The organism is Mesorhizobium sp. M0293, assembly GCF_040321735.1.
Taxonomy (GTDB): Bacteria; Pseudomonadota; Alphaproteobacteria; order Rhizobiales; family Rhizobiaceae; genus Mesorhizobium.
Genome location: NZ_JAMYSA010000047.1, coordinates 25,042 through 49,001 on the forward strand (window position 1 = coordinate 25,042; position 23,960 = coordinate 49,001).

General features: G+C 64.0%; 21 protein-coding genes and 1 pseudogene. 20 read left to right on the forward strand and 2 right to left on the reverse strand.

What is annotated here, in order from left to right; all coding sequences use genetic code 11:
* Position 1: 1 nt before the first annotated feature.
* On the reverse strand, positions 2 to 1,132 hold the full coding sequence (locus tag NKJ06_RS18815; protein ID WP_352632286.1) for a branched-chain amino acid ABC transporter substrate-binding protein: 1,131 nt from the start codon (positions 1,130 to 1,132) through the stop codon (positions 2 to 4).
* A 193-nt stretch (positions 1,133 to 1,325) separates the two neighbouring features.
* On the opposite strand from NKJ06_RS18815, the gene NKJ06_RS18820 reads away from it, so the two are divergent.
* From NKJ06_RS18820 to NKJ06_RS18860, 9 genes are all read left to right on the forward strand, one after another.
* The gene (locus NKJ06_RS18820) at positions 1,326 to 2,240 is read left to right on the forward strand and encodes a branched-chain amino acid ABC transporter permease (RefSeq protein ID WP_352632285.1); all 915 of its coding nucleotides are present in this window, start codon (positions 1,326 to 1,328) and stop codon (positions 2,238 to 2,240) included.
* 1 nt (position 2,241) lies between these two features.
* Entirely contained in the window at positions 2,242 to 3,417 is a 1,176-nt protein-coding gene (locus tag NKJ06_RS18825; RefSeq protein ID WP_352632283.1) for a branched-chain amino acid ABC transporter permease, read from the forward strand.
* Positions 3,414 to 4,199: an ABC transporter ATP-binding protein gene (locus NKJ06_RS18830; RefSeq protein WP_352632281.1), complete on the forward strand. Its 786-nt coding sequence runs from the start codon at positions 3,414 to 3,416 to the stop codon at positions 4,197 to 4,199. Before NKJ06_RS18825 ends, NKJ06_RS18830 begins: the two co-directional genes overlap by 4 nt.
* Positions 4,192 to 4,893: an ABC transporter ATP-binding protein gene (locus tag NKJ06_RS18835; protein WP_352632279.1), complete on the forward strand. Its 702-nt coding sequence runs from the start codon at positions 4,192 to 4,194 to the stop codon at positions 4,891 to 4,893. Before NKJ06_RS18830 ends, NKJ06_RS18835 begins: the two co-directional genes overlap by 8 nt.
* Before the next feature lie 202 nt (positions 4,894 to 5,095).
* The gene (locus tag NKJ06_RS18840; protein WP_352632277.1) at positions 5,096 to 6,370 is read left to right on the forward strand and encodes a flavin-containing monooxygenase; all 1,275 of its coding nucleotides are present in this window, start codon (positions 5,096 to 5,098) and stop codon (positions 6,368 to 6,370) included.
* 50 nt (positions 6,371 to 6,420) lie between these two features.
* Positions 6,421 to 6,861 (forward strand): RidA family protein, encoded by a 441-nt coding sequence (locus NKJ06_RS18845; protein ID WP_352632274.1) that lies wholly within the window; start codon positions 6,421 to 6,423, stop codon positions 6,859 to 6,861.
* Between the two features lie 5 nt (positions 6,862 to 6,866).
* The gene (locus NKJ06_RS18850) at positions 6,867 to 7,541 is read left to right on the forward strand and encodes a DUF1028 domain-containing protein (protein ID WP_352632272.1); all 675 of its coding nucleotides are present in this window, start codon (positions 6,867 to 6,869) and stop codon (positions 7,539 to 7,541) included.
* Between the two features lie 21 nt (positions 7,542 to 7,562).
* Entirely contained in the window at positions 7,563 to 9,053 is a 1,491-nt protein-coding gene (locus NKJ06_RS18855) for an aldehyde dehydrogenase (protein ID WP_352810365.1), read from the forward strand.
* A gap of 49 nt (positions 9,054 to 9,102) precedes the next feature.
* Positions 9,103 to 10,059: a LysR family transcriptional regulator gene (locus NKJ06_RS18860; protein ID WP_352632267.1), complete on the forward strand. Its 957-nt coding sequence runs from the start codon at positions 9,103 to 9,105 to the stop codon at positions 10,057 to 10,059.
* 39 nt (positions 10,060 to 10,098) lie between these two features.
* On the opposite strand, the gene argE is transcribed toward NKJ06_RS18860, so the two are convergent.
* Positions 10,099 to 11,265: an acetylornithine deacetylase gene (gene argE / locus NKJ06_RS18865; RefSeq protein WP_352632264.1), complete on the reverse strand. Its 1,167-nt coding sequence runs from the start codon at positions 11,263 to 11,265 to the stop codon at positions 10,099 to 10,101.
* A gap of 276 nt (positions 11,266 to 11,541) precedes the next feature.
* Here argE and NKJ06_RS18870 point away from each other — a divergent pair, with 276 nt between their 5' ends.
* The 11 genes and pseudogenes from NKJ06_RS18870 to NKJ06_RS35830 all read left to right on the forward strand — a co-directional run.
* Positions 11,542 to 13,611: an oxidoreductase gene (locus NKJ06_RS18870; RefSeq protein WP_352632260.1), complete on the forward strand. Its 2,070-nt coding sequence runs from the start codon at positions 11,542 to 11,544 to the stop codon at positions 13,609 to 13,611.
* A gap of 83 nt (positions 13,612 to 13,694) precedes the next feature.
* A complete protein-coding gene (locus NKJ06_RS18875; RefSeq protein ID WP_352632257.1) occupies positions 13,695 to 14,297 on the forward strand; it encodes an ANTAR domain-containing response regulator in 603 nt (200 codons plus the stop codon).
* Positions 14,298 to 14,299: 2 nt separating this feature from the next.
* Positions 14,300 to 15,538 (forward strand): CmpA/NrtA family ABC transporter substrate-binding protein, encoded by a 1,239-nt coding sequence (locus NKJ06_RS18880; RefSeq protein ID WP_352632416.1) that lies wholly within the window; start codon positions 14,300 to 14,302, stop codon positions 15,536 to 15,538.
* A 359-nt stretch (positions 15,539 to 15,897) separates the two neighbouring features.
* Entirely contained in the window at positions 15,898 to 17,214 is a 1,317-nt protein-coding gene (locus NKJ06_RS18885) for a CmpA/NrtA family ABC transporter substrate-binding protein (RefSeq protein WP_352632255.1), read from the forward strand.
* A gap of 97 nt (positions 17,215 to 17,311) precedes the next feature.
* Positions 17,312 to 18,202 carry a nitrate ABC transporter permease gene (gene ntrB / locus NKJ06_RS18890; RefSeq protein WP_352632253.1) on the forward strand — a complete coding sequence of 297 codons (891 nt, stop codon included), beginning with the start codon at positions 17,312 to 17,314 and terminating at the stop codon, positions 18,200 to 18,202.
* Between the two features lie 11 nt (positions 18,203 to 18,213).
* Positions 18,214 to 19,011: an ABC transporter ATP-binding protein gene (locus tag NKJ06_RS18895; protein WP_136620067.1), complete on the forward strand. Its 798-nt coding sequence runs from the start codon at positions 18,214 to 18,216 to the stop codon at positions 19,009 to 19,011.
* A gap of 399 nt (positions 19,012 to 19,410) precedes the next feature.
* Positions 19,411 to 19,602 carry a hypothetical protein gene (locus tag NKJ06_RS18900; RefSeq protein WP_352632251.1) on the forward strand — a complete coding sequence of 64 codons (192 nt, stop codon included), beginning with the start codon at positions 19,411 to 19,413 and terminating at the stop codon, positions 19,600 to 19,602.
* Positions 19,603 to 19,715: 113 nt separating this feature from the next.
* Entirely contained in the window at positions 19,716 to 20,957 is a 1,242-nt protein-coding gene (locus tag NKJ06_RS18905) for an MFS transporter (RefSeq protein WP_502905634.1), read from the forward strand.
* A gap of 20 nt (positions 20,958 to 20,977) precedes the next feature.
* Positions 20,978 to 23,428, forward strand: coding sequence for a nitrite reductase large subunit NirB (gene nirB / locus NKJ06_RS18910; RefSeq protein ID WP_352632247.1), 2,451 nt, complete (start codon positions 20,978 to 20,980; stop codon positions 23,426 to 23,428).
* 5 nt (positions 23,429 to 23,433) lie between these two features.
* Positions 23,434 to 23,763 (forward strand): nitrite reductase small subunit NirD, encoded by a 330-nt coding sequence (gene nirD, locus NKJ06_RS18915; protein WP_352632414.1) that lies wholly within the window; start codon positions 23,434 to 23,436, stop codon positions 23,761 to 23,763.
* Between the two features lie 3 nt (positions 23,764 to 23,766).
* Positions 23,767 to 23,844 (forward strand): annotated as a pseudogene (locus NKJ06_RS35830) (hypothetical protein); the annotation flags it as partial.
* Between the last annotated feature and the right edge of the window lie 116 nt (positions 23,845 to 23,960).

A 23,960-nucleotide genomic window follows, 5' to 3' on the forward strand; every position in this document is an offset into this window, starting at 1 on the left:
ACTACATCTTCTCCCATTTGCCGCTGCGCACGACGAACATGTCGATGTCGATGGCCATGTTGGTCTGTCCGTTCGCATCGAAGGAGACGGTTCCCAGAATGCCGTCGTGATGGATGTCACGAACAGCCTTGCTCAGCGCTTCCTTGTCGTCGAGGCCCTTTTCCTTGATGACCTCGAGCAGGATCTGCGTCGCCTCATAGGCATATTTGGCATAGGACCCGGCAGGATCGGGATAGGCCTTGGTTTCGTAGGCCTTGTTGAACTCTTCCAGCTTCGGGTTCGACTGCACCGCCGGGGTTCCGGCAATTGTGCCCTCGGCGGCAGCCCCCGCGATCTCGATGAACTTCGGATCGTAGATGCCTGAAATTCCGTACATCGGCAGGTTGCCCATGCCGAGGTCGGCCATCTGGCTGCGCACCAGCGCTGCTTCGGTGACGACGCCACCGAAATAGACCGCGTCAGGCGCCGCTGCCTTCGCCGTGGTCAGCATGGCGCGGAAATCGGTCGTGCCGACAGCCGCGGCGTCCGCAGAAACGATCTCGCCGCCGGCAGCCTTGAAGAAATCGCCGAACCATTTGGTGTTGGCCGCGCCATAGTCGGTCGTGTCGGAGATGATGGCGATCTTCTTGATCTTGCCTTGCTTGGCGATGGCTTCGGCCAGCGGCTTGTTCTCGTTGACCAGCGTCGGGGTTACGCGGGTCACGTTCGGGAAATTCTGCTCGGTGATCTTCGGGCTGACCGCGCCCCAGACGATGAAGGGCATCTGCGAGCGGTTGAAGACCGGGATTGTCGCCAGCGCGACCGAGCTGTTCCAATGCCCGGTTGCCGCGACCACCGAGGGATCGTTGACCAGTTTCTGCGCCGCCGAGACGCCGACGGCCGGATCGGAGGCGTCATCGAGAACGACGCCTTCCACCTGGTGCGGGTAGCCGCTGGCATTGGCCTGTTCGATGGCGAGCAGGAAGCCGTTGCGGGCGCCGAGGCCCTGCTGGGCGTTGCCGCCTGAGAGCGGTCCGATAAAGCCGAGCTTGATCCGGTCGGCCTGGGCCTGGGCGGCGCCCAGTGCGATGGCAAACAGAGACCCGGCCAGAATTGACGATACGCGGATAAGCGCACTGCGCCTGTTTTGCATGGTTCCACCTCAAATGGAATTATCTGCCGCCGTCGTAGCGACCCGGCCGATCGTGATCGTCGGCTGATCATCAATGTACGGGCGCGTATTCAGCGACGAAATTCGGAAATTGTGACTCGTGAGTTCGGAGATTCGTTCTGTCCGCCCGGCACGGCGGTTGATACCTGTCGGCTTCAATCGAGAGACGGACCGCATGGCGGAACTGCTTGTCCAGCAACTGGTGAACTGGATAACCCTTGGCTGCATCTATGCCTTGCTGGCGATCGGATTCAGCTTGATCTTCGGTGTCTTGAACGTCATCCATTTCTCGCACGGCGATGTCGCGATGACGGCGCCGTTCATCACGCTGGGGCTCGCCCAGGCGTTGGCGACGGCCCTTGGAGCGTCGAGCCCCGCTTGGCTGGTCCTTGCGGTTCCGGTCGCCGTCGCCGTCGGGCTGATCGGCGTCGTGCTGGACAAGGTGGTCATCAGGCGCTTCCGCGACGCACCTGCCATGATGGCGCTGGTGGCGACGGTGGCGCTCGGCATCGTCATTCGCGAACTGATCCGCCATCTCTATCCGCAGGGATCGAACCCGCATGCTTTCCCACGTCTGGTGTCGGGCATGGCTTTCGAAATCTCCGGCGTGGCCATCAGCTGGTTCGCGCTGCTGGTGGTGGTGCTCACCGTCGCACTGGTTGCCATGCTGTTTGTCTTCCTGCGCATGACGCCGCTTGGCCTGCGCATCCGGGCGGCCTCGGAGGACCGAGTCGTGGCGCGCATGATGGGCATCCGCGATGCGCGCGTCTTCCGGGCGACGTTCTTCATTGCGTCAGCGATCGGCGCCATCGCCGGCCTTCTGTTCGCAAGCTATGCCGGCGTGACCCGGTTCGACTTCGGCGTCATGGCCGGCCTGCTCGGCTTTTCCGCCGCGGTGATCGGCGGCCTCGGCTCGATGCCGGGGGCCATACTGGGCGGATTGATCATCGCCGGCATCGAGGTGCTGGCGCAGACATTCGTGCCAGACGGCGCTTCCTACCGGCTGGTCTTCGTCTTCCTGCTGGTCATCGCCGTGCTCATCTTCCGCCCTGCCGGCCTGCTTGGGCGCACCGTCATGGAGAAAGTCTAGCATGCAGCGTCGTGCTTCATCTGACGCGCCGGGCATAGCGGCGGCCTCGGCCTTCGCCATCGCCTCGCAGCTCATCGGGGCGGCTTTCCTGTACGTCATCCTCAGGGTCGACGGCGGCTGGCAGGTGGTCGGTCTGCTGGCTTTGCTCGGCCTTGGCTTTTACCTCTTGCAGAGGCTGCCTTGGATTGCCGACTACGCGTTGGCGAGCTTTGCCCGCGTTCCCCTCGTGGCGATGGTCACCGCTGCGGTCATCGTCCTGGCGTTCCCGTTCTTCGTCGGCTCGAACACCTACATCCTGCATCTGCTGATCGTCGCCGAGCTCTATGCGGTGCTGGCGCTGGCGCTCAATTTCCAGCTCGGCAGCGCCAACATCCCGAACTTCGCTACCGGCGCTTCCTATGGCATCGGCGCCTATGTGTCGGCACTGCTGGCGATCAATTTCGGCGTCAGCTTCTGGCTGACGCTGCCGGTCGCGGCGCTGGCGGCAACCCTGTTCGGTTTCATCATCGGCATTCCGTCGATGCGCACGCGTGACACCTATCTGGCGCTTGTCACCATCGCCTTCGGTGTCGTGGTTCAGCAATTGTTGAACAATTTGAGCTGGACCGGCGGACCCAACGGACTGGTCGGCATTCCGGCGCCCAGTCTGTTCGGCCATTCCTTCGCCGATCCGCTGGTGATCTTCGGCTGGAAGCTGCCGAGCCAGGCGAACTTTTACTATCTGTCAGCCGCATTGGTCGTCGTCGCCATCGTCACGGCGCATCGGCTGCACGGCTCGCGTATCGGGCTGGCCTGGAACGCGCTGCGCGCCGACGAGATCGCGGCCAAGGCGCAAGGCATCAATGTGGCGTGGTTCAAGGTGCTGGCGTTCGCGGTCGACGCCTTTCTCGCCGCCTTCGCCGGCACGATCTACGCCTTCTACGTCTCCTACATTTCTCCCGACAATTTCACCTTCCTGGTCTCGGTCACCATCATGACCATGGTCATCGTCGGCGGCATGGACAATATTTTCGGCGTCATCGTCGGTGCGTTCCTGCTGACCATCCTGCCCGAAAAACTGCGCGCCTTCGCCGACTACCGCCTGCTGTTCTTCGGCGTCGTCATCATCGGCTTCCTGATGATCCGGCCGCAGGGTCTGTTCCCGCAACGCATGCGGCGCTACGGAGGCGAGTTGTGAGCGCGCTTCTCAAGGTCGAGAATTTGACGATGCGCTTCGGCGGCCTAGTCGCGCTCAACGATGTCAGCCTGTCGATCGACAAGGGCGCGGTGCTCGCCGTCATCGGTCCGAACGGCGCCGGCAAGTCGACGCTGTTCAATGTCGTGACCGGCGTCTACCGGCCGACCTCCGGCCGGGTGACCTTCGACGGCGCCGAGATCACCGGCCGCCCGTCCTACGAAGTCGTCGACCGCGGCATTGCCCGCACCTTCCAGTCGTCGCGGCTGTTCTCGGACCTCAGCGTCCTCGACAATGTCATCATCGGTATGCACACCCGCACCAGGACCGGCGTGCTGACCGCGCTGTTTCGGCCTGGCGCGTCGCGCCGCGAGATGGCGGCCTGCGTGGAAAAGGCCGAAACCCTGCTCAAGCTCGGTTCGGGCGACCTGTTCGAACAACGCTACCGGCCGGCGGGCACGCTGGCGCAGGCCGACAGGCGGCGGCTGGAAATCGCCCGCGCGCTCGCCTCGCAGCCAAAGCTGTTGCTGCTCGACGAGCCGTCGGTCGGCATGGACGACACGGAAACCGACGCGCTGGTGGCCGACATTGCGCGGCTGCGCGCGCAGAACCCCGAATTGTCGGTGGTGCTGATTGAGCACGACATGCGGGTGGTTGAGGCTTTCCCGCACCATGTCACTTGCATCGACTATGGCAGCAAGATTGCCGAGGGCGACTTCGCGGCGGTGCGCGCCGACCCACGCGTCCAGGAAGCCTATCTCGGGAAGGCGGTCGCCCATGCTTGAGCTGAAGGGTGTCGATACCTCCTATGGTGCCGTGCCGATGCTGCGCGGTGTGGCGATGAGCGTGCATGCCGGCGAACTGGTCTGCCTGCTCGGGCCGAATGGCGCCGGCAAGACGACCACCTTCATGACCGTCTGCGGCGTCGTGCGGGCGCAGCGCGGCAAGGTCGAGGTGATGGGCCGGGACATGGCGACGTTAGGCACGGAAAACCTGGCGTCGCTCGGTGTCGGCCTTGTTCCGGAAGGGCGCCGGCTGTTCCCCGGCCTGACCGTGAGCGAGAATTTGCGCCTGGGCTATGACGCGGTGTCGGGCCGAGGGCCCAACTTCGCGGAGCAGCTGGACAAGATGTGCAAACTGTTCCCGCGCATCCAGGAGCGCCTGCGCCAGGTCGCCGGCACTCTGTCGGGCGGCGAACAGGCGATGGTCGCACTGGCGCGCGCGCTGATCGGCGAACCAAAGCTGGTAATCATGGACGAACCCTCGCTCGGTCTCTCGCCCAAGCTCATCGGCGAGTATTTCGAGATCACCCGGGAGATTCACCGCCGCGGCACGACCATCCTGTTGATCGAACAGAACGCGGAAATGGGGCTGGGCATCGCCGATCGCGGCTATGTCCTGGTCAAGGGCAAGGTCGCTCAGGAGGGGCCGGCAAAGGAGCTGCTCTCATCCAAGGCGGCCAGAAGCCTTTATCTCTGAACCGCCCCATTGCGTCTCTCCGACTGCGATATCCATGCCCTGCGCTCCACATCTTCGGTCATGCTTCCCGGCATTTAGGGACAAGCTAACCACTGCCACATGAAATCGTAATTTTCGCTGTCCGGTCCCTCCAGTAAACCAACGATCAGAACTCCGCCGCATCCGCAGAAACTCTCGGGGAGAGCCAGAAAGGGCCGCTGAAATGCCAGTCGAAACAGTAGACACGCTTGTTGTTGGCGGCGGCCAGGCTGGGTTGGCCATGAGCGAGCATCTGAGCAAGTGCGGCGTGCCCCATCTCGTGCTCGAGCGGAGCCGCATTGCCGAACGCTGGCGCTCCGAAAGATGGGACTCGCTGGTTGCCAATGGTCCGGCCTGGCATGACCGGTTTCCGGGCATGGAATTTCCGGATGCCGGTCCCGACACCTTTGTCGCCAAGGAGAAGGTCGCGGATTATTTTGTCGCTTACGCCGACATGATTGCTGCCCCCATCCGTTGCGGCGTGGAGGTCAGGAAAGTACAAAGACTTGTCGGCCGTCCCGGCTTCCAGGTCGAAACCTCGGATGGCACGATCGAGGCCAGGAGCGTGGTTGCCGCCACCGGCGCTTTCCAGCATCCCGTCATCCCGGCGGTCGTTCCCGGGGATGCCGGACCGATGCAGATCCATTCCAGCGCCTATCGCAATCCCGGCCAGCTGCCCGAAGGGGCAGTGCTGGTGGTCGGTTCGGGGTCTTCGGGGGTGCAGATCGCCGACGAACTCCAGCGGGCCGGACGGCGTGTCTTTCTCTCGGTCGGGCCGCACGATCGACCGCCGCGGGCCTATCGCGAGCGTGACTTCTGCTGGTGGCTGGGGGTTTTGGGCAAGTGGGACGCCCAGGCGCCTGCACCCGGCACCGAACATGTCACCATTGCTGTCAGCGGTGCGCGTGGCGGCCAGACGATCGACTTCCGGCGCCTTGCAGGGCAAGGGATGACGCTGGTCGGCCGGACGGAATCCTACAAGGACGGTGTCATGGCCTTCGCACCCGATCTGGCCAAAAATATCGCTCGCGGCGATGCAAACTACATTTCGGTGCTGGACGAGGCCGACGCCTATGTCGCCCGCAACGGCCTCGACCTTCCCGAAGAGCCCGAGGCCCGCAAGATCGGGCCGGACCCACAATGCATGACCGATCCCATTCTCAAGCTGAACCTGGCTGAAGCCGGAATAGGTTCGATCATCTGGGCGACGGGATTCACCGTCGACTACAACTGGCTGAAGGTCGATGTGTTCGACGAAAAGGGCAAGCCCAGGCACCAGCGCGGCGTGTCGACCGAGCCCGGTATCTATTTCCTCGGACTGCCGTGGCAATCGCGCAGGGGATCGAGCTTCATCTGGGGCGTCTGGCACGACGCCCAACATGTCGCCGACCATATTTCCACGCAGCGCAAGTATCTCGCCTACCATGCGTCCGCGAAGCGCGAGACCAAGGTGGCATAGAAACGGCAACTGAGCCGGATGTCCTCGAGCCTGATCCGACGGAGACCAAGATGGCGCATACAAGAATTCGCAAGTTCAACACCAAAGACACCTATCCCGAGCAGAAACTCGACAATGATCTGTGCCAGGCGGTTGTTACGCGTGGCGGCAGGACCGTCTATCTGCGTGGCCAGTGTCCGCAGGATCTCGACACGGCCAGGAATATCGACAGCCACGATCCCGTCGAGCAGACGCACAAGGTCATGCAGAACATCCGCCAGCTGATCGAGGAGTGCGGCGGCACCATGGAGCACCTAGTCAAGGTGGTCGTCTACATCACCGATGTGCGCCATCGCGAGGCGGTTTACCGCACCATGGGCGAATACATCAAAGGCGTGTATCCGGTCTCGACCGGTCTCGTGGTGCAGGCCCTGGCGCGGCCGGACTGGCTGGTCGAGATCGACGGCACCGCCGTCATTCCGGACGATCATAACTCGATCATCCAGGATTAAAGGCGATGACCTTTTCCATTGTCGCACGGTGCGCGCGCACCGGCATGTTCGGGGTCGCGGTATCCTCTTCGTCGCCGGCTGTGGCGGCGCGCTGCGCCTATGCGCAGGCAGGCGTCGGCGCTATTGCCAGCCAGAACGTCACCGATCCGAGGCTGGGGCTGCGGGGCCTCGAATTGCTGGCGCGCGGCGCTTCGGCCGCCGAAGCGGTTGCCATCCTGAAGCGCACCGGCGCTTATCCCGAATACCGGCAGGTGCTGGCGGTCGATGCCGCCGGAACGACCGCGATTCATTCCGGGCCGAAGGCACTTGGCATCTGGGCGGAGGCGCGTGCGGAAAATGTCGCCTGCGGCGGCAACATGCTGGCCCATGACGGCGTGCCGCAAACCATGGTCGAGGCCTTCCTGGCATCGGAAGGGCATCTGGGCGACCGCCTCATCGCGACCATGCGCGCCGCGCTGAAAGCCGGCGGCGAGGCCGGCCCTGTCCATTCCGCCGGTTTGAAGCTGGTGCGCGAGGTTGCGTGGCCGGTCGCCGATCTGCGCTGCGACTGGACCGACGACTGCCCGATCGAGCAATTGGCTGCGCTGTGGGAACTCTACAAGCCTCAGCTCGACGCCTATGTGACCCGCGCGATCAATCCATCCGATGCGCCGAGCTACGGCGTGCCGGGCGATGAATAGTCAAGACAGGGATCACCTGAGATGAGCGAGCTCAGCCACAAGGACTGGATCGGCAAGGCGTCCGCGCTCCGGTTTCGCGACAAGGCGTTCATCGACGGCAAGACGGTTGCGGCGCGCTCGGGCCGAACCTTCGCCAGCGTCAATCCGGCAACCGGCGAGGTGCTGGCCGAGGTGGCGTCCTGTGGCGAGGAAGATATCGACCTGGCGGTTGCCGCCGCACGGCGCAGCTTCAATGCCGGTGTCTGGTCGCGGACCAGCCCGGCGCACCGCAAGGAAGTCTTGCTGCGGCTGGCGCAATTGCTGCGCGAAAGCCTGCATGAGCTGGCCCTGCTTGAATCGCTCGACATGGGCAAACTCGTCAAGGATGCAGCCTCGGTCGACGTGCCCGGATCGGCCGCGATCTTCCAATGGTATGGCGAGGCCATCGACAAGATCTATGGCGAAGTGGCGCCGACCGGCGAGGGCGATCTGGTGCTGGTTCGGCGCGAGCCGCTTGGCGTGGTCGGCGCGGTGGTGCCGTGGAATTTTCCGCTCGACATGGCGACATGGAAGTGCGCGCCGGCGCTGGCGGCGGGCAATTCGGTGGTGCTGAAACCCGCCGAGCAGTCGCCTCTGTCGGCCCTGCTTCTGGCGGAACTGGCTGTTGAAGCGGGCCTGCCGGCTGGCGTGCTCAATGTGGTGCCGGGCCTTGGCGAAACCGCCGGCCAGGCGCTTGGCCGCCACATGGATGTCGATTGCCTCGCTTTCACCGGCTCGACCGCCGTCGGCAAGATGTTCCTGCAGTACTCCGGGCAGTCGAACATGAAGCAGGTCTGGCTGGAGACCGGCGGCAAGAGTCCCAATCTCGTCTTTGCCGACTGCAACGATCTCGATGCGGCGGCCGATATGACGGCCTTCGGCATCTTCTTCAACCAGGGCGAGGTCTGTTCGGCCAATTCCCGCCTGCTCGTAGAACGCGGCATCAAGGATGCCCTGATGGAGAAACTGGTGCAGCGTGCGGCGGCCATGCAGCCCGGCGATCCGCTCGATCCGGCTTCGAAAATGGGCGCGATGGTCGATAACCGCCATGCGGCCAATGTCATGCGGTTCGTCGAGGCCGGCAAGAAGACCGCGCGCCTGGTCGCGGGCGGCGATCTGGTCACGGTCAACGGGCGCGGCAGCTTTGTCCAGCCCACCATCTTAGACGATGTCGCGCCTGCCGATCCGATTGCCCGCGACGAGATCTTCGGGCCGGTGCTTTCGGTCGTCGCCTTCGACGACGAGGCGGAGGCGATCCGTATTGCCAATGACAGCCCATACGGGCTGGCCGCATCGCTGTGGACCGACAGCCTGTCGCGGGCGCATCGCATCGCCAGCCGCCTCCATGCCGGCACGGTTTCCGTCAACACGGTCGACGCGCTGAGCCCGATGACGCCGTTCGGCGGCTTCAAGCAATCCGGCTTCGGCCGCGACCTGTCGCTGCATGCGCTCGACAAGTACACCGCGCTCAAGACGACGTGGATCAAATACTGATGGGTGCCAAGGCTTGATCGAAGCACCCAAACCGGCAACATAGCCAGCCATGCCGCTACGCTTCACGCTCAGACAGCTGGAATATTTCGTCGCCGTGGGCGAGGCGGGTTCCATCGCCAAAGCGGCCGAACAGGTCAATGTATCGCCGCCATCGATTTCAGCCTCCATCGCCCAGCTGGAAACCGAGTTCGGCGTCCAGCTTTTTGTCCGCAAGCATTCGCATGGCCTCTCGCTCACGGCTGGCGGCCGCGTCTTCCTGAAGGAAGCCGCCCGGCTGCTGAACGATGCCGACGCCCTGCATGACGTCGCCGGCGATTTTGCCGAAAAGGTGCGCGGCCCGCTGGCGGTAGGCTGCCTGCTGACGTTCGCGCAAATTGTCCTGCCGGCTTTGCGCATGCGGTTCGAGCGCGCCTATCCCGATGTGCGCGTGCGGCAGTTCGAGCGCAATCAGGGGCAGTTGCTGGAGATGCTGCAACGCGGCGAAATCGACCTGGCCCTGACCTACGATCTCGAACTGTCGCAGGACATGACCTTCGAGCCGCTGATGCTGGTGCCGGCCTATGTCATGCTGCCGGCGGGGCATCGCTTCGCGGCAAAGGCGTCGATCACGACCGAGGAACTAGCAGACGAGCCGATGGTGCTGCTCGACCTGCCGTTCAGCCGCGAATATTTCCTGTCGGCGTTCCACCAGCGCGGAATCCGGCCCAACATTGCCGAGCGCACCGGCGACATCGCCGTCATGCGTTCCATGGTGGCGAACGGCTTCGGCTACGGCATCGCCAATATGCGGCCGCTCAACACGCTGGCGCCGGATGGCAAGCCGCTCGTCTTCGTGCCGCTGGACGGCGACCTCAGGCCCCTGACCATGGGCGTCGCCTTGCCCAGCTCCGAACATCGCACGCAAACCGTCCAGGCGTTCATCGACCACTGCCGGCATTTTGTCGTCGAGCAAGGCGTGTTCGGCGCCGAGCGGGCCGTCGGCCAGGCGGCATTTCCCCAGAAGTAGCGCTCAGTTCGGCGATTCAGCGGAACCCACAGCTGTCCGTCACGCCAGATGAAGCTGCTGGCCGGCAAGCCGCTGCAGCAATTTCTCCAGCATGTCGTCGCAGCGGTGCATCTGCTCGACGCTGACGAATTCGTCCGGCTTATGCCCTTGCGCCATCGATCCCGGTCCGCAGACGACCGTCGGCGTGCCGAGATCGCGGCTGAACAGGCCGCCCTCCGTGCCGAAGGCAACCTTGATGGTGTTGTTGGCGCCGGTCAGCGATTTGACGAAAGCGACGGCCTGCGAACTGGTTGGCGTGTCCAGACCGGGATAGGTGTTGGTGATGTCGATGTCGATCGCCGCCTCGGGCGCGATGGTCGAGGCTTCGAGGGCAATGCGCGCGGCCTGCGCCCGCAGGCGGTCGAGAATCTCGTGCGGATCATCAGCCGCGACATTGCGGATCTCGAAGTCGACCTGGCAGAGGTTCGGTACGATGTTCAGCGCCACGCCGGCGTTGATCTTGCCCGCGTGGACCGTTGTGTAGGCAATGTCGTAGTCGCCGTCGCTGGCGCCATCGCGCACCAGCCGGTCCTGCTCGTGGCGCAGGGCAGCGACGAAGTCGCAGCCGAGATGGATGGCGTTGAGCGCCAGCGGGGCGAGCGCCGAATGTCCCTCGCGGCCCTTGCAGATGGCGCGTGCGGCAAGCTTGCCCTTGTGCCCCGTCGCCACTTGCATGTCGGTCGGCTCGCCGACAATGCATAGCAACGGCCGTTGCGGGGCCGCTCGCAGCATGTCGATCAGGCTGCGCACACCGATGCAGCCTATCTCCTCGTCGTAGGACAGTGCCAGGTGCAGCGGCGTGCGTAGCGTCATTGTCGAGGCCTTGAGACATGCGGCGAGCGCGCAGGCCACAAAACCCTTCATGTCTGCCGCACCGCGTCCGTAAAGCTTGCCGTCGCGTTTCGTCATCTCGAAGGGCGGCAGCGTCCAGGCCTGGCCGTCGATGGGAACGACGTCGGTGTGGCCCGACAGCATGATGCCGGAAGCGTCGGCCGGCCCGATGGTGGCAAAGAGGTTGGCCATATGGCCGTCCTCGCTTCGGATGATCTGGCACGCAATGCCATGCGCGTCCAACAGGTCCGCCACGTAGCCGATGAGGTCGAGGTTCGAGTCGCGGCTCACTGTCGGGAATGCGATCAGCCTTTCAAGGATCTGGATGCTGTCCATGCGTCTTATGTCTCGTTAGCCGTCGGCACTTCTAGCATCGCGTGGCGGCGGCCTTGAAGTCGCATTTGGCTCAGCCGGGATTCACCGGATGCTAATCCAGGCAGATGCGATTAGGCGCGGCCTAATCGACACACAAGAAATCTGTTGTTTTCCAGCGCTTGCCGCAACCTATGAGTAGCTACACGGAATCAACCCACTGGGCTGGCTGGCTTGCGCTTTGGCTCGAAACCATTGTCGGGCATGCTGCAATGCCAAGCTGGAAGGAAGGCAAGTTCCATGCGCGATCCTCGCTACGACATTCTGTTCGAGCCCGTGAAGATCGGTCCTGTGACCGCCAAGAACCGCTTCTATCAGGTTCCGCATTGCAATGGCGGCGGCTATCGCGATCCGTCCGCGGCGGCCGAGATGCGCCGCATCAAATCGGAAGGCGGCTGGGGCGTCATCTTCACCGAGCAGACCGAGATGCACCATACGTCGGAGATCACACCCTTCATCGAACTCAGGCTGTGGGACGACGCCGATATCCCGGCCCTGGCGAAGATGGCCAAGGCCATGCACCAGCATGGCGCTCTGGCCGGCATCCAGCTGGCCTATTCAGGCATCAACGGTCCCAACCTCTACACCAAGGAAGTGCCGCGCGGGCCGTCGGCCATGCCGATCCGCACCTTCACCAACGATCCGGTGCAGGCGCGCGCCATGGACAAGCAGGATATCCGCGATCTGCGCCGCTGGCACCGCAATGCCTTCAAGCGTGCCAAACTGGCGGGCTTCGACCTAGTCTGCCTCTACGGCGCGCATGGCTTCGGCATCATCCAGCACTTCCTGTCCACCGCCACCAACCAGCGCAGTGACGAATATGGCGGCTCGCTGGAAAACCGCTCGCGGCTGATGCGCGAGCTGATCGAAGAGGGCAGGGATGCCATCGGCGACACCTGCGGCCTGACGCTGCGGCTGTCGCTGGACGAGATGATCGGCAAGCTTGGCTTCGCCAATTCCGAAGTGCGCGACATGATCGAGATGCATGCCGACCTGCCCGACCTCTGGGACCTGGCGCATGGCGCTTGGGAGGACTGCTCCGGGCCGTCGCGGTTCAAGGAGGAGGGCGCGCAGGAGAGCCTGGTGTCCGGCATCAAGAAGCTGACCTCGAAGCCGGTCGTCGGCGTCGGGCGCTTCACGTCGCCGGACGTGATGGTGAAGATGATCAAGTCCGGCACGCTTGATTTCATCGGCTGCGCGCGTCCGTCGATAGCCGATCCCTTCCTGCCGAAGAAGGTGGAGGAGGGCAGAATTGAAGACATTCGCGAATGCATCGGCTGCAACATCTGCATCACCGGCGACATGACCATGTCGATCTCGCGCTGCACGCAGAATCCGACTTTCATGGAGGAGTGGCGCAAGGGCTGGCATCCCGAACGCATGCAGCCCAAGGGCGACAGCGACAGCGTGCTGATCGTCGGCGCCGGCCCCGCCGGGCTGGAGGCCGCCCGCGCGCTCGGCCTGCGCGGCTATCAGGTGGCCGTCGCCGAAGCCGGCACCGAGCTCGGCGGCCGCGTGGCGCGCGAATGCCGCTTGCCTGGTCTCTCGGCATGGGGCCGCGTGCGCGACTATCGCCAGTACCAGCTCAGCCAGATGTCCAATGTCGACGTCTATTTCGAAAGCCGGCTGTCGGCGCAGGACATCCTCGCCTTCGGCTTTCAAAACATTGCCATCGCCACCGGCTCGACATGGCGCCGTGACGGCGTGGCGCGCGCGCATGTCGTGCCGATGCCGGTGGACCCGGCCATGCCGGTCTACACGCCGGACGATTTGATGGGTGGCAATGTGCCGATCGGCAGCGTCGTGCTGTTCGACGACGACCACTATTATATGGGTGGCGTTCTGGCCGAGCTGATGGCGCGCCAGGGCGCGAAGGTGACGCTGGTGACGCCATCGGCCTATGTCTCCGACTGGACCCGCAACACGCTGGAGCAGGGTGCCATCCATCGCCGGCTGGCCGAGCTCGGCGTCGAGATCGTGCTGAACCGGACCGTGACGCGCATCGTGCCGGGCGGCGTTGCCACGGCCTGCGCTTATACGGGCAACCAACGTGACATCGCCGCGGACGCTGTGGTGCTGGTGGCGTCGCGCCAACAGGACGATGGCGTCTGGCACGAGCTGAAGGCGCGGCGGGACGAATGGGCCGACAGCGGCATCCGCTCGATCAAGGTCATCGGCGATGCCGAGGCGCCGGGCCCGATCGCCTGGGCTACCTACGCCGGCCACCGCTTCGCCCGCGAGCTGGATGAAGCCGATATCGGCGACGCACTGCCCTTCCGTCGCGAGGTCACGGCGCTGGCGGCGGAATAGGCGCCTGCGTCGCGATCAGCGAATGTCGCGATTGTTCAACTATACCGCATTGCACAATTCTTTCGCTTGGTCACAATACAGGCATGGTCCGAACCGCACTCGCCGTCCTGGTGATCGACGAAAACCGCATCCGCGCCGCGATCATCGAGGCGGGGTTGCGCGAGGCCGGCCATGAGCGGGTCACCGTCATCCATGACGTGACCGGCATTGCGCGGCGGATCGCCGAGATCGAGCCTGACGTCATCGTCATCGATCTTGAAAATCCGAACCGCGACATGCTGGAAAACATGTTCCAGCTGTCGCGCGCGGTGAAGCGGCCGATCGCCATGTTCGTCGACCGCTCCGACCAGGCCTCGATCGAGGCGGCGGTCGATGCCGGCGTTTCGGCCTATGTCGTCGACGGGCTGCGGCAAGAGCGCGTCAAGCCGATCCTCGACATGGCGGTGAGCCGCTTCAACGCCTTTTCACGCATGGCGCGCGAACTGGAAGAGGTTCGTGGCGAACTCGAGAGCCGCAAGGTGATCGATCGCGCCAAGGGCATCCTGATGAAGTCGCGTGGCCTCTCCGAAGAGGCCGCCTACACGCTGCTGCGCAAGACGGCGATGAACCAGAACCGCAAGATCGGCGATATCGCCCAGAGCCTGGTGACCGCCGCCGGGCTGCTGGGATCGGCGGAGGACGAATGACGATGGGCGCCGAGCACCAGATCACCGCCGGCTTCATGCCGCTTTTCGACAGCGCCGTGCTGGTCGCGGCCGGCGAGCTTGGCTTTGCCGAACGGGAAGGCGTCGATCTCACGCTGCACCGAGAGACATCCTGGGCCAACATCCGCGACCGCATCGCCATCGGCCACTTCCATCTCGCGCACATGCTGGGACCGATGCCGCTCGCCTGCAATCTCGGGCTGACGCCGCTTGCTTCTGAGACCATCGTGCCGTTCTCGCTCGGCCTCGGTGGCAATTGCGTCACCATCTCCAACGCTGTCTGGGCCGGCATGATGGCGCACGGCGCGGAACCCGATCTCGACCCGGCGCGCGCAGGTGCCGCACTTGGCGCGCTTATCCGCGAGCGGGCGGTGGCCGGTCACGACCCGCTGCGCTTCGCAGTCGTGCATCCCCATTCCGGGCACAATTACGAACTGCGCTACTGGCTCGCGGCTTGCGGCATCGACCCCAGCCGCGGGATCGAGATCGTTATCGTGCCGCCGCCCTTCATGGCCGATGCGCTGGCCACTGGGCGGATCGACGGCTATTGCGTCGGCGAACCCTGGAACAGCGCCTCGGTTGTCGCCGGCACCGGTCATATCGTCACCGTCAAGGCGCAGATATGGCGCAACAGCCCGGAGAAGGTGATCGGCGTGCGCAAGGCCTGGGCGGACGAGAACCCCGAGGCATTGGCGGCACTGCTGCGCGCGCTGCATCACTCGGCGCGCTGGTGCCAGGATCCGGCCAACCATGGCGAGTTGGCCGCCGTGATGGCGCAGGCCGGCTTCCTCGGCCTGCCGCCTGCGATGCAGATGCCGATCCTGACCGGCCATCTGCAATTGGGTGGCGTGGCGGAGTTGGATATCGACGACTTCTTCCTGCCTTTCGACAAGGCGGCGAACTTTCCGTGGAAGAGCCATGCGCTGTGGTTCTACACGCAGATGGTGCGCTGGGGGCATGTGGCGCACACGCCGGAAAACCTTGCCATCGCCCGCGACTGCTACCGTCCCGACCTCTACCGCTCGGCGCTGAAGCCGCTTGGCGTGGCACTTCCCGGCGCCAATTCGAAGGTCGAGGGCGCGCTCAAGGCAGCGACCGCGGTCGGCGCGACAGGTGCCGGCCTGGTGCTCGGCCCAGACGGGTTCTTCGACGGCCAAATCTTCGATCCCGTCGAGATCGACGCCTACATTGCCAATCAGAAATTGGCGCGCACCGAAGCCTGATCATTTCCGCGCCATTCTTGTGCATTGCACAAAAGTTGTGCGTGCACCTGCGCTGATGAACAATCTTTGGCTTGCTCGCCCGGCGGGCCGGCGCGCCGACGATTGTGTCATCTGCTTGATCTCATTGATGTTTGTCATTCATTCCAAAACTGGCATGGTTCCTGCTTTGCAATAAGCAGACTCTTCTCGGGGTCACGGAACAGGCGTCCAATGGCGGGCGCTACAGGCAAAGCTGCCGCTTAGGTCAACACGCGATCCCGGATGGACGGACGCGCGCGGCCTGGCCGGCGGCTTTTTTGTTTTGATCGAACACGCAATCGACGGCGCTGAACCCAAGCAGTGCCCAACGGGAGACGATGATGACGAAACGCATCAAGACCGAAGCCCCTCTCGAGGGAATGACTCGCCGCAATTTCCTGATGGCAAGTGCTGCCACCGCGGCAACCCTGGTGGCCGCGCGTGCTCTGCTGCCCTCCGGCGCCTATGCGGCGACCGCCACTCCGGAGGTCACCGGCGCCAAGCTCGGCTTCATCGCGCTGACCGATGCAGCACCGCTGATGATCGCCAAGGAGAAAGGATTGTTCGCCAAGTTCGGCATGCCCGATGTCGAGGTGCTCAAACAAGCCTCCTGGGGCGCGACGCGCGACAATCTGATGCTCGGCGGTGCGGCCAATGGCATCGACGGCGCCCATATCCTGACGCCGCTGCCCTACCTCATGCACACCGGCAAGGTGACGCAGAACAACCAGCCGATGCCGATGGCGATCGTGGCGCGGCTTAATTACGACTGCCAGGGCATTTCGGTCGCGCAGGAATATGCCGGCACCGGTGTCGGCCTCGATGCCTCGAAGCTGAAGGACGCCTTCGCCGCCAAGAAGGCCGCCGGCAAGGAGATCAAGGCCGCCATGACCTTCCCGGGCGGTACCCATGATTTGTGGCTGCGCTACTGGCTGGCCGCCGGCGGCATCGATCCCGACAAGGACGTTTCGACCATCGTGGTGCCGCCGCCGCAGATGGTGGCCAACATGAAGGTCGGCAATATGGACGTGTTCTGCGTCGGCGAGCCGTGGAACGAGCAACTGGTCCATCAGGGCGTCGGCTTCACCGCGGCCACCACGGGCGAACTGTGGAAGGGCCATCCGGAAAAGGCGCTCGGCCTGCGCGCCGAATTCATCGAGAAATACCCGAACGCCACCAAGGCGATCCTGATGGCCGTTATGGAAGCCCAGCAATGGTGCGAGGCCAAGGAAAACAAGAACGAGATGGCCGCCATCATCGGCAAGCGGCAATGGATGAACGTGCCTGTCGCCGACATCATCGGTCGCCTCAAGGGCGATATCAACTACGGCAATGGCCGCGTCGCCAACGGCACCGACCTCTACATGAAGTTCTGGAAGGGCGGCGTCTCCTATCCGTTCAAGAGCCACGATTCATGGTTCCTCGCCGAGAACATACGTTGGGGCAAGTTCGCGCCGACCACCGACATCAAGGCGCTGGTCGATCAGGTCAACCGCGAGGATCTATGGCGCGAGGCGGCCAAGGATCTTGGTGTGGCGGCAGCCGACATCCCGGCGTCGTCGTCGCGCGGCGTCGAGACCTTCTTCGACGGCAAGATCTTCGATCCGGCCAACCCGTCCGCCTATCTCGACAGCCTGAAGATCAAGGCCTCGGCTTGACCGCCGCAGACGGCGCATTGCGCCGTTTGTCGCCTCCCTGCGCAAGCGGCGCTCTCGCCGCTTGTCGCAAATCCCGACCACGGAGTTTTTCCCAGACATGTCGATCCAGACTATCGAGGACACAAAGGTGAAGGCGTTCCCCGCGAAACCGGCGGAGGTCATCGCCTTCACCGCCAAGGCGCGGCGGCGCTTCGATCTGCTCGCCATCGCTGGCAAGCTGGCCAGCGCTCTGGTGCCGCCGGCCATCGTCATCGCCCTCATGCTGGTCGTCTGGCAGATCGCCTGCTCGTCACCGACATCGAGCCTGCCGCCGCCGAGCCAGGTGTGGAACGAGGCCTACGATTTGATCGCGCATCCGTTCTTCGACAATGGCCCGCAGGATATCGGGCTCGCCTGGCGCGTGCTGATCTCGCTGCAGCGCGTTGCCATCGGCTTCGGCATGGCGGCGATTGTCGGGGTGGCGCTCGGCGCGCTGGTCGGCCAGTCGATCTGGGCGATGCGCGGCCTCGACCCGGTGTTCCAGATTCTGCGCACGGTGCCGCCGCTGGCCTGGCTGCCGCTGTCGCTGGCCGCGTTTCGCGATTCCAGCCCGTCGGCGATCTTCGTCATCTTCATCACCTCGATCTGGCCGATCATCATCAACACCGCCGTCGGCGTGCGCAACATCCCCGAGGACTACCGCAACGTCTCGCGCATCCTGCGGCTCAACCAGTTCGAATTCTTCATCAAGATCATGGTGCCGGCCGCTGCGCCCTACATCTTCACCGGCCTAAGGATCGGCATCGGCCTGTCCTGGCTCGCCATCGTCGCCGCCGAAATGCTGACGGGCGGCGTCGGCATCGGCTTCTTCATTTGGGACGCGTGGAACTCGTCGCGGCTGCCCGACATCATCGTCGCGCTCGCCTATATCGGCGTCACCGGCTTCTGCCTCGACCGCCTGGTCGCGGCGGTCGGCGCCTTCGTCACCCGCGGCACAACGGCAAAGTGAGGAGAGGGGCGATGACTGCCTATCTGAAACTCGACCATATCGACAAATCCTTTGCCCGTGGCAACCAGGTCAGCGAGGTGTTGAAGGACATCAGGCTGACCATCGACAAGGGCGAATTCGTCTCCATCATCGGCCATTCCGGTTGCGGCAAGTCGACCTTGCTGAACCTGATCGCCGGGTTGACCAAGGTGTCCGCCGGCGCCGTGCTGCTCGAGGACAAGGAGGTCGACAGCCCCGGACCCGAACGCGCGGTTGTGTTCCAGAACCACAGCCTGCTGCCATGGCTGACCGTCTACGAAAACATCAATCTGGCGGTATCGAAGGTCTTCGGCCGTTCGAAGAGCAAGGCCGAGCGGCATGACTGGATCATGCGCAATCTCGACCTCGTGCAGATGGCGCATGCCAAGGACAAGCGTCCGGCGGAAATCTCCGGAGGCATGAAGCAGCGCGTCGGCATCGCCCGGGCGCTGGCCATGGAGCCGAAGATCCTGCTGCTCGACGAGCCGTTCGGCGCGCTGGATGCGCTCACGCGCGCCCATCTGCAGGACGCGGTGATGGACATCCATTCCAGGCTCGGCTCGACGACGATCATGATCACCCATGATGTCGACGAGGCGGTGCTGCTCTCCGACCGCATCGTCATGATGACCAACGGCCCGGCGGCGACCATCGGCGAGGTGCTTGCCGTGCCGCTGGCGCGGCCGCGCCGCCGAGTCGAACTGTCTTCCGACCGCACCTTCCTGCGCTGCCGCGAGGCGGTGCTGAAGTTCCTCTATGAACGCCACCGCTTCGTCGAAGCCGCGGAGTAAGGCCATGACCGAAAAACGCGTCGTCATCGGCAACTGGCAATCTGCATCGGCAATGGGCAATCTACCGCATTGCACAAATATTATGCTGCTGTGCAAGGCATTCTGACTAATCTTTGATCCGCTGCCAGGCTTGGTCAAAAGTCGCGCGGCTGCGATCCACATTGATTTCATTCGATAATCTAGAGCGCTGTCGAATTGGCACGCTTCCTGCTTTTCAGAATACAGGTCCGCAAGGGCCAAGTGACACGGCGTCCAATGGCGGGCGCCACAGGCAAAGCTGCCGCTCAGGTTAATACGCGATCCCGGATGGACGGGCGCGCGAAGACCTGACCGGCGGCTTTTTTTGTTTTGACGCAATCGACGGCGCTGGTCCCACACGGCGCCCAACCGGAGACGACGATGACGAAACGGATCGGAACTGGCGCGTCCCTCGCGGACTTCACGCGCCGCGATTTTCTGGCCAGCAGTGCGCTGACGGCGGCGCTGTTCACCGCGGCACTCCTGCTGTTTCCCGTCGGCGCCAAGATCGAAAGCAGGAACCTGACCGTGGCGCCCCCGGTCTCGTTGCACGCACCGATGCCGCATCGCTGATTCACCCACAAAATATCCGCGGTGCCTCCCACGCCGCAAACCGGAGCCAGACATTGACCGCAAATCTCCCAGCCGCGCCCAGCCAGGACAGTGCTCCCCGGCAGGCGCTTGTGATGTCCACCATCGCCTTCACCGTCTGCTTCGCGGTGTGGACGATCTTTTCAATCATCGGCGTGCGCATAAAGCAGGAACTCGGGCTGAACGAGACGGAGTTCGGCCTGCTGGTCGGCACGCCTATCCTCACCGGCTCGCTCGTGCGGATGGTGCTTGGTGTCTGGACGGACCGTTTTGGCGGACGGCTGGTCTACACCGCGACCATGCTTGCGGCGGCGGTCGCGACGTTCCTGCTGGCTTTCGCGCACACCTACGGGCAGATGCTGATCGCCGCGCTCGGTGTCGGGCTCGCCGGCGGCTCCTTCGCAGTCGGCGTCGCCTATGTTTCGCGCTTCTTCCCCGCCGGCAAACAGGGGACGGCGCTCGGCATTTTCGGTGTCGGCAATGTCGGGGCCGCGGTCACCAAGTTCCTGGCACCGTTCGTGCTTCTCTCCTGGGGCTGGCAGTCGGTCGCGCTGATTTGGGCGGCCGCACTCGTCGTCATGGCTGCCGTCTTCTGGTTTACCACCGGCGACGATCCGGTCATCCGCGAGCGCCGCGCCGGCAAGGCGGCACCGGCGAGAAGCTTCTGGGAGGAATTCGCGCCGCTGAAGAACGTGCAAGTCTGGCGCTTCGCCTTCTACTACTTCTTCGTCTTTGGCGGGTTCGTAGCACTGTCGCTGTGGTTGCCGCGCTACCTGATCGGTGTCTACGGCTTCGGCATCGCGACCACCGGCATGATCGGCGCAGCCTATTCGATCCCGGCAAGTGTCTTCCGCGCCTATGGCGGCGTGCTTTCCGATCGGATCGGCGCTCGCACCGTGCTCTATTGGACCTTCGCGGTGTCGTCCATCGCCACGTTGATCCTGTCGCTGCCGCCCACGGATTATATCGTGCACGGCATTACCGGGCCGATCGCCTTCCACTTCGCCATCGGGCCGGTTGCCTTCATCGCCGTCGCAAGCGTGCTCGGCTTCTTCATGAGCCTCGGCAAGGCAGCCGTCTACAAGCACATACCGGCCTACTATCCAGGCAGCGTTGGCGCAGTCGGCGGTGTTGTCGGGATGATCGGCGGGCTCGGCGGTTTCGTCCTGCCGATTGCCTTCGGCGCGCTCAACGATCTCACGGGCGTCTGGTCGAGCTGCTTCATGCTGCTATTTGTCATCGTCGTCGCTTGCTTTGCCTGGATGCAGTTCAGCATTCGGCGGATGGAGCGCGCGGCATCTTCCGAAGCCCCAGCCCTTTCCTACGCGGCTGAGTGAGACCGGAGCGGATCAGGAATATGACCGAAAAACTCGTCATCATCGGCAACGGCATGGCCCCCGGGCGCATGCTGGAGCATCTCCTGGAAAAGGCGCCCGACCGCTACCAGGTCACCATCTTCAACGCCGAGCCGCGCGTCAATTACGACCGCATCATGCTGTCGCCCGTTCTGTCGGGCGAGAAGGCTTATGAGGAGATCATCATCCACGGCGATGGCTGGTACATCGCCAACAACATCACCCTCTACAAGGGCCACAAGATCGTTGCTATCGACCGGGAGGCCAAGACCGTCACGTCCGATCATGGCGTTACCGAGCCCTACGACAAGCTCGTCATCGCCACCGGCTCGGTGCCGTTCATCATCCCGGTGCCCGGCCACAATCTGCCGGGCGTGCTGACCTATCGTGATCTGGACGACGTCCGGGCGATGATGCTTGCCGCCCAGTCGCGGGCCAAGGCCGTTGTCATCGGCGGCGGTCTGCTCGGCCTGGAGGCGGCAGCAGGGCTGAATGCGCAAGGCATGGACGTCACCGTGCTGCATGTCATGCCGACGCTGATGGAGCGGCAGCTCGATCCCGCCGCCGGATATCTCCTGCAGCGCGCCGTCGAGCAGCGAGGCATCAAGGTCATCACCAAGGCCAACACGCAGGCGATCACCGGCAACGGCAAAGTCGAGCAGGTGGAACTTGCCGACGGCACCATCATTCCGGCGACGCTGGTGGTCATGGCGGTCGGCATCCGGCCGAACGCGGCAATCGCCAAGGAAGCCGGCATTGCCGTCAATCGCGGCATCGTCGTCGATGCCGGCATGCGCAGCAACGATCCCGACATCTATGCGCTCGGTGAGTGCGCCGAGGTCAGTGGCCAGGTCTATGGCCTGGTCGCGCCGCTCTATGAGATGGCACGCGTCACCGCCAGCCAATTGGCCGGCGACGAGGCTGCTGCCTTCGTCCATTCGGACACGCCGACCAAGCTCAAGGTCACCGGCATCGAGTTGTTCTCGCTCGGCGATTTCGCCGACGGCGACGACCGCCAGGAAATCGTGCTGCGCGATGCTTCGGCCGGCGTCTACAAGCGGCTGGTGCTGAAGGACGACCGCATCATCGGCACCGTACTCTATGGCGAGACGGCCGACGGTGCCTGGTTCAACGACCTCAAGAAGAAGCAGACCGACATATCGGAGATGCGCGATACGCTCATCTTCGGCCAGTCCTACCAAGGGGGTGCCCCGCTGGACCCTATGGCGGCCGTTGCAGCCTTGCCGGATGATGCGGAAATCTGCGGCTGCAACGGCGTTTGCAAGGGAAAGATCACGGGCGCGATCACGGCCAAGGGCCTGACCTCGCTCGACGACGTGCGCGCTCATACCAAGGCATCTGCCTCCTGCGGCTCCTGCACCGGCCTGGTCGAGAAGCTGATGGTGCTGACCATCGGCGACAAATACAATCCGGCGGCGGTGCAGCCGATGTGCGGCTGCACGACGCTTGGCCATGACGAGGTGCGCCGGCTGATCAAGGCCAAGAGCCTGAAGACCATTCCGGCGGTCATGCAGGAACTGGAATGGAAGACCTCTTGCGGCTGCGCCAAATGCCGGCCGGCGCTCAACTACTATCTCGTCTGCGACTGGCCGGACGACTATGCCGACGACTACCAGTCGCGCTTCATCAACGAGCGCGTCCATGCCAACATCCAGAAGGACGGCACCTATTCGGTGGTGCCGCGCATGTGGGGCGGGGTGACAAACGCCGCCGAACTGCGCGCCATCGCCGACGTCGTCGACAAGTTCGAGATCCCGATGGTCAAGGTCACCGGCGGCCAGCGCATCGACATGCTCGGCATCCGCAAGGAGGACCTGCCGGCCGTGTGGGCCGATCTCGGCCAGGCCGGCTTCGTCTCCGGCCACGCCTATGCCAAGGGCCTGCGCACCGTGAAGACTTGTGTCGGCTCCGACTGGTGCCGCTTCGGCACGCAGGATTCGACGGGGTTTGGCGTCCGCATCGAAAAATTCATGTGGGGCTCGTGGACCCCGGCCAAGGTCAAGATGGCGGTGTCGGGCTGTCCGCGCAACTGCGCCGAGGCGACCTGCAAGGATGTCGGCGTCATCTGCGTCGACAGTGGCTACGAGATCCATTTTGCCGGTGCTGCCGGCCTCGACATCAAGGGCACCGAAGTGCTCGGCCTGGTCAAGACCGAGGACGAGGCGCTGGAGCATATCGTGGCGCTGACACAGATGTACCGCGAGCAGGGCCGTTACCTCGAGCGCATCTACAAATGGGCCAAGCGCGTCGGCATTCCCGAGATCAAGCGCCAGATCATGGACGATGGGGAGAAGCGCAAGGCCTATTACGACCGCTTCGTCTTCAGCCAGAAATTCGCCCAGGTCGATCCATGGTCGGAGCGCGTGTCCGGCAAGGACAAGCACGAGTTCCGGCCGATGGCCTCGGTCGGCTTTGCGCAGGCGGCGGAGTGATCATGATGAATTGGGTATCGATAGGCTCCCTCACGGACATTCCGCGCCGCGGCGCTCGCTGCGTCGCTACGCCCGAGGGGAAAATCGCTGTCTTCCGCACCGCCGACGATCAGGTCTACGCCATCGAAGACCATTGCCCGCACAAGGGCGGACCGCTCAGCCAGGGCATCGTGCATGGCACGGCCGTGACCTGTCCCTTGCACAATTGGGTGATTTCGCTGGAGACGGGCAAGGCGCTCGGCGCTGACGAGGGCGCGGTGCGGACCATTCCAGTGCGGGTCGAGGGCGAGCATCTGTTCATTGCGCTGGAAGCGCTGGCGAGCCGCGCGGCCTGACACATGGAAATTGAAGAAGCGCGCGAGGTGAGGACCACCTGCCCCTATTGCGGGGTGGGCTGCGGCGTGCTGGCGAAGGTCCGCCCCGGCCGGGGACGGTTGCGCCCCCCGGCCCCCCCACCAACCGCCACCATTGGGCGGCGGGGGGGGAACCTGGGGTGGGGGGGCGGGCCCCAGGCCCCGTAAGGGCGGGCGGG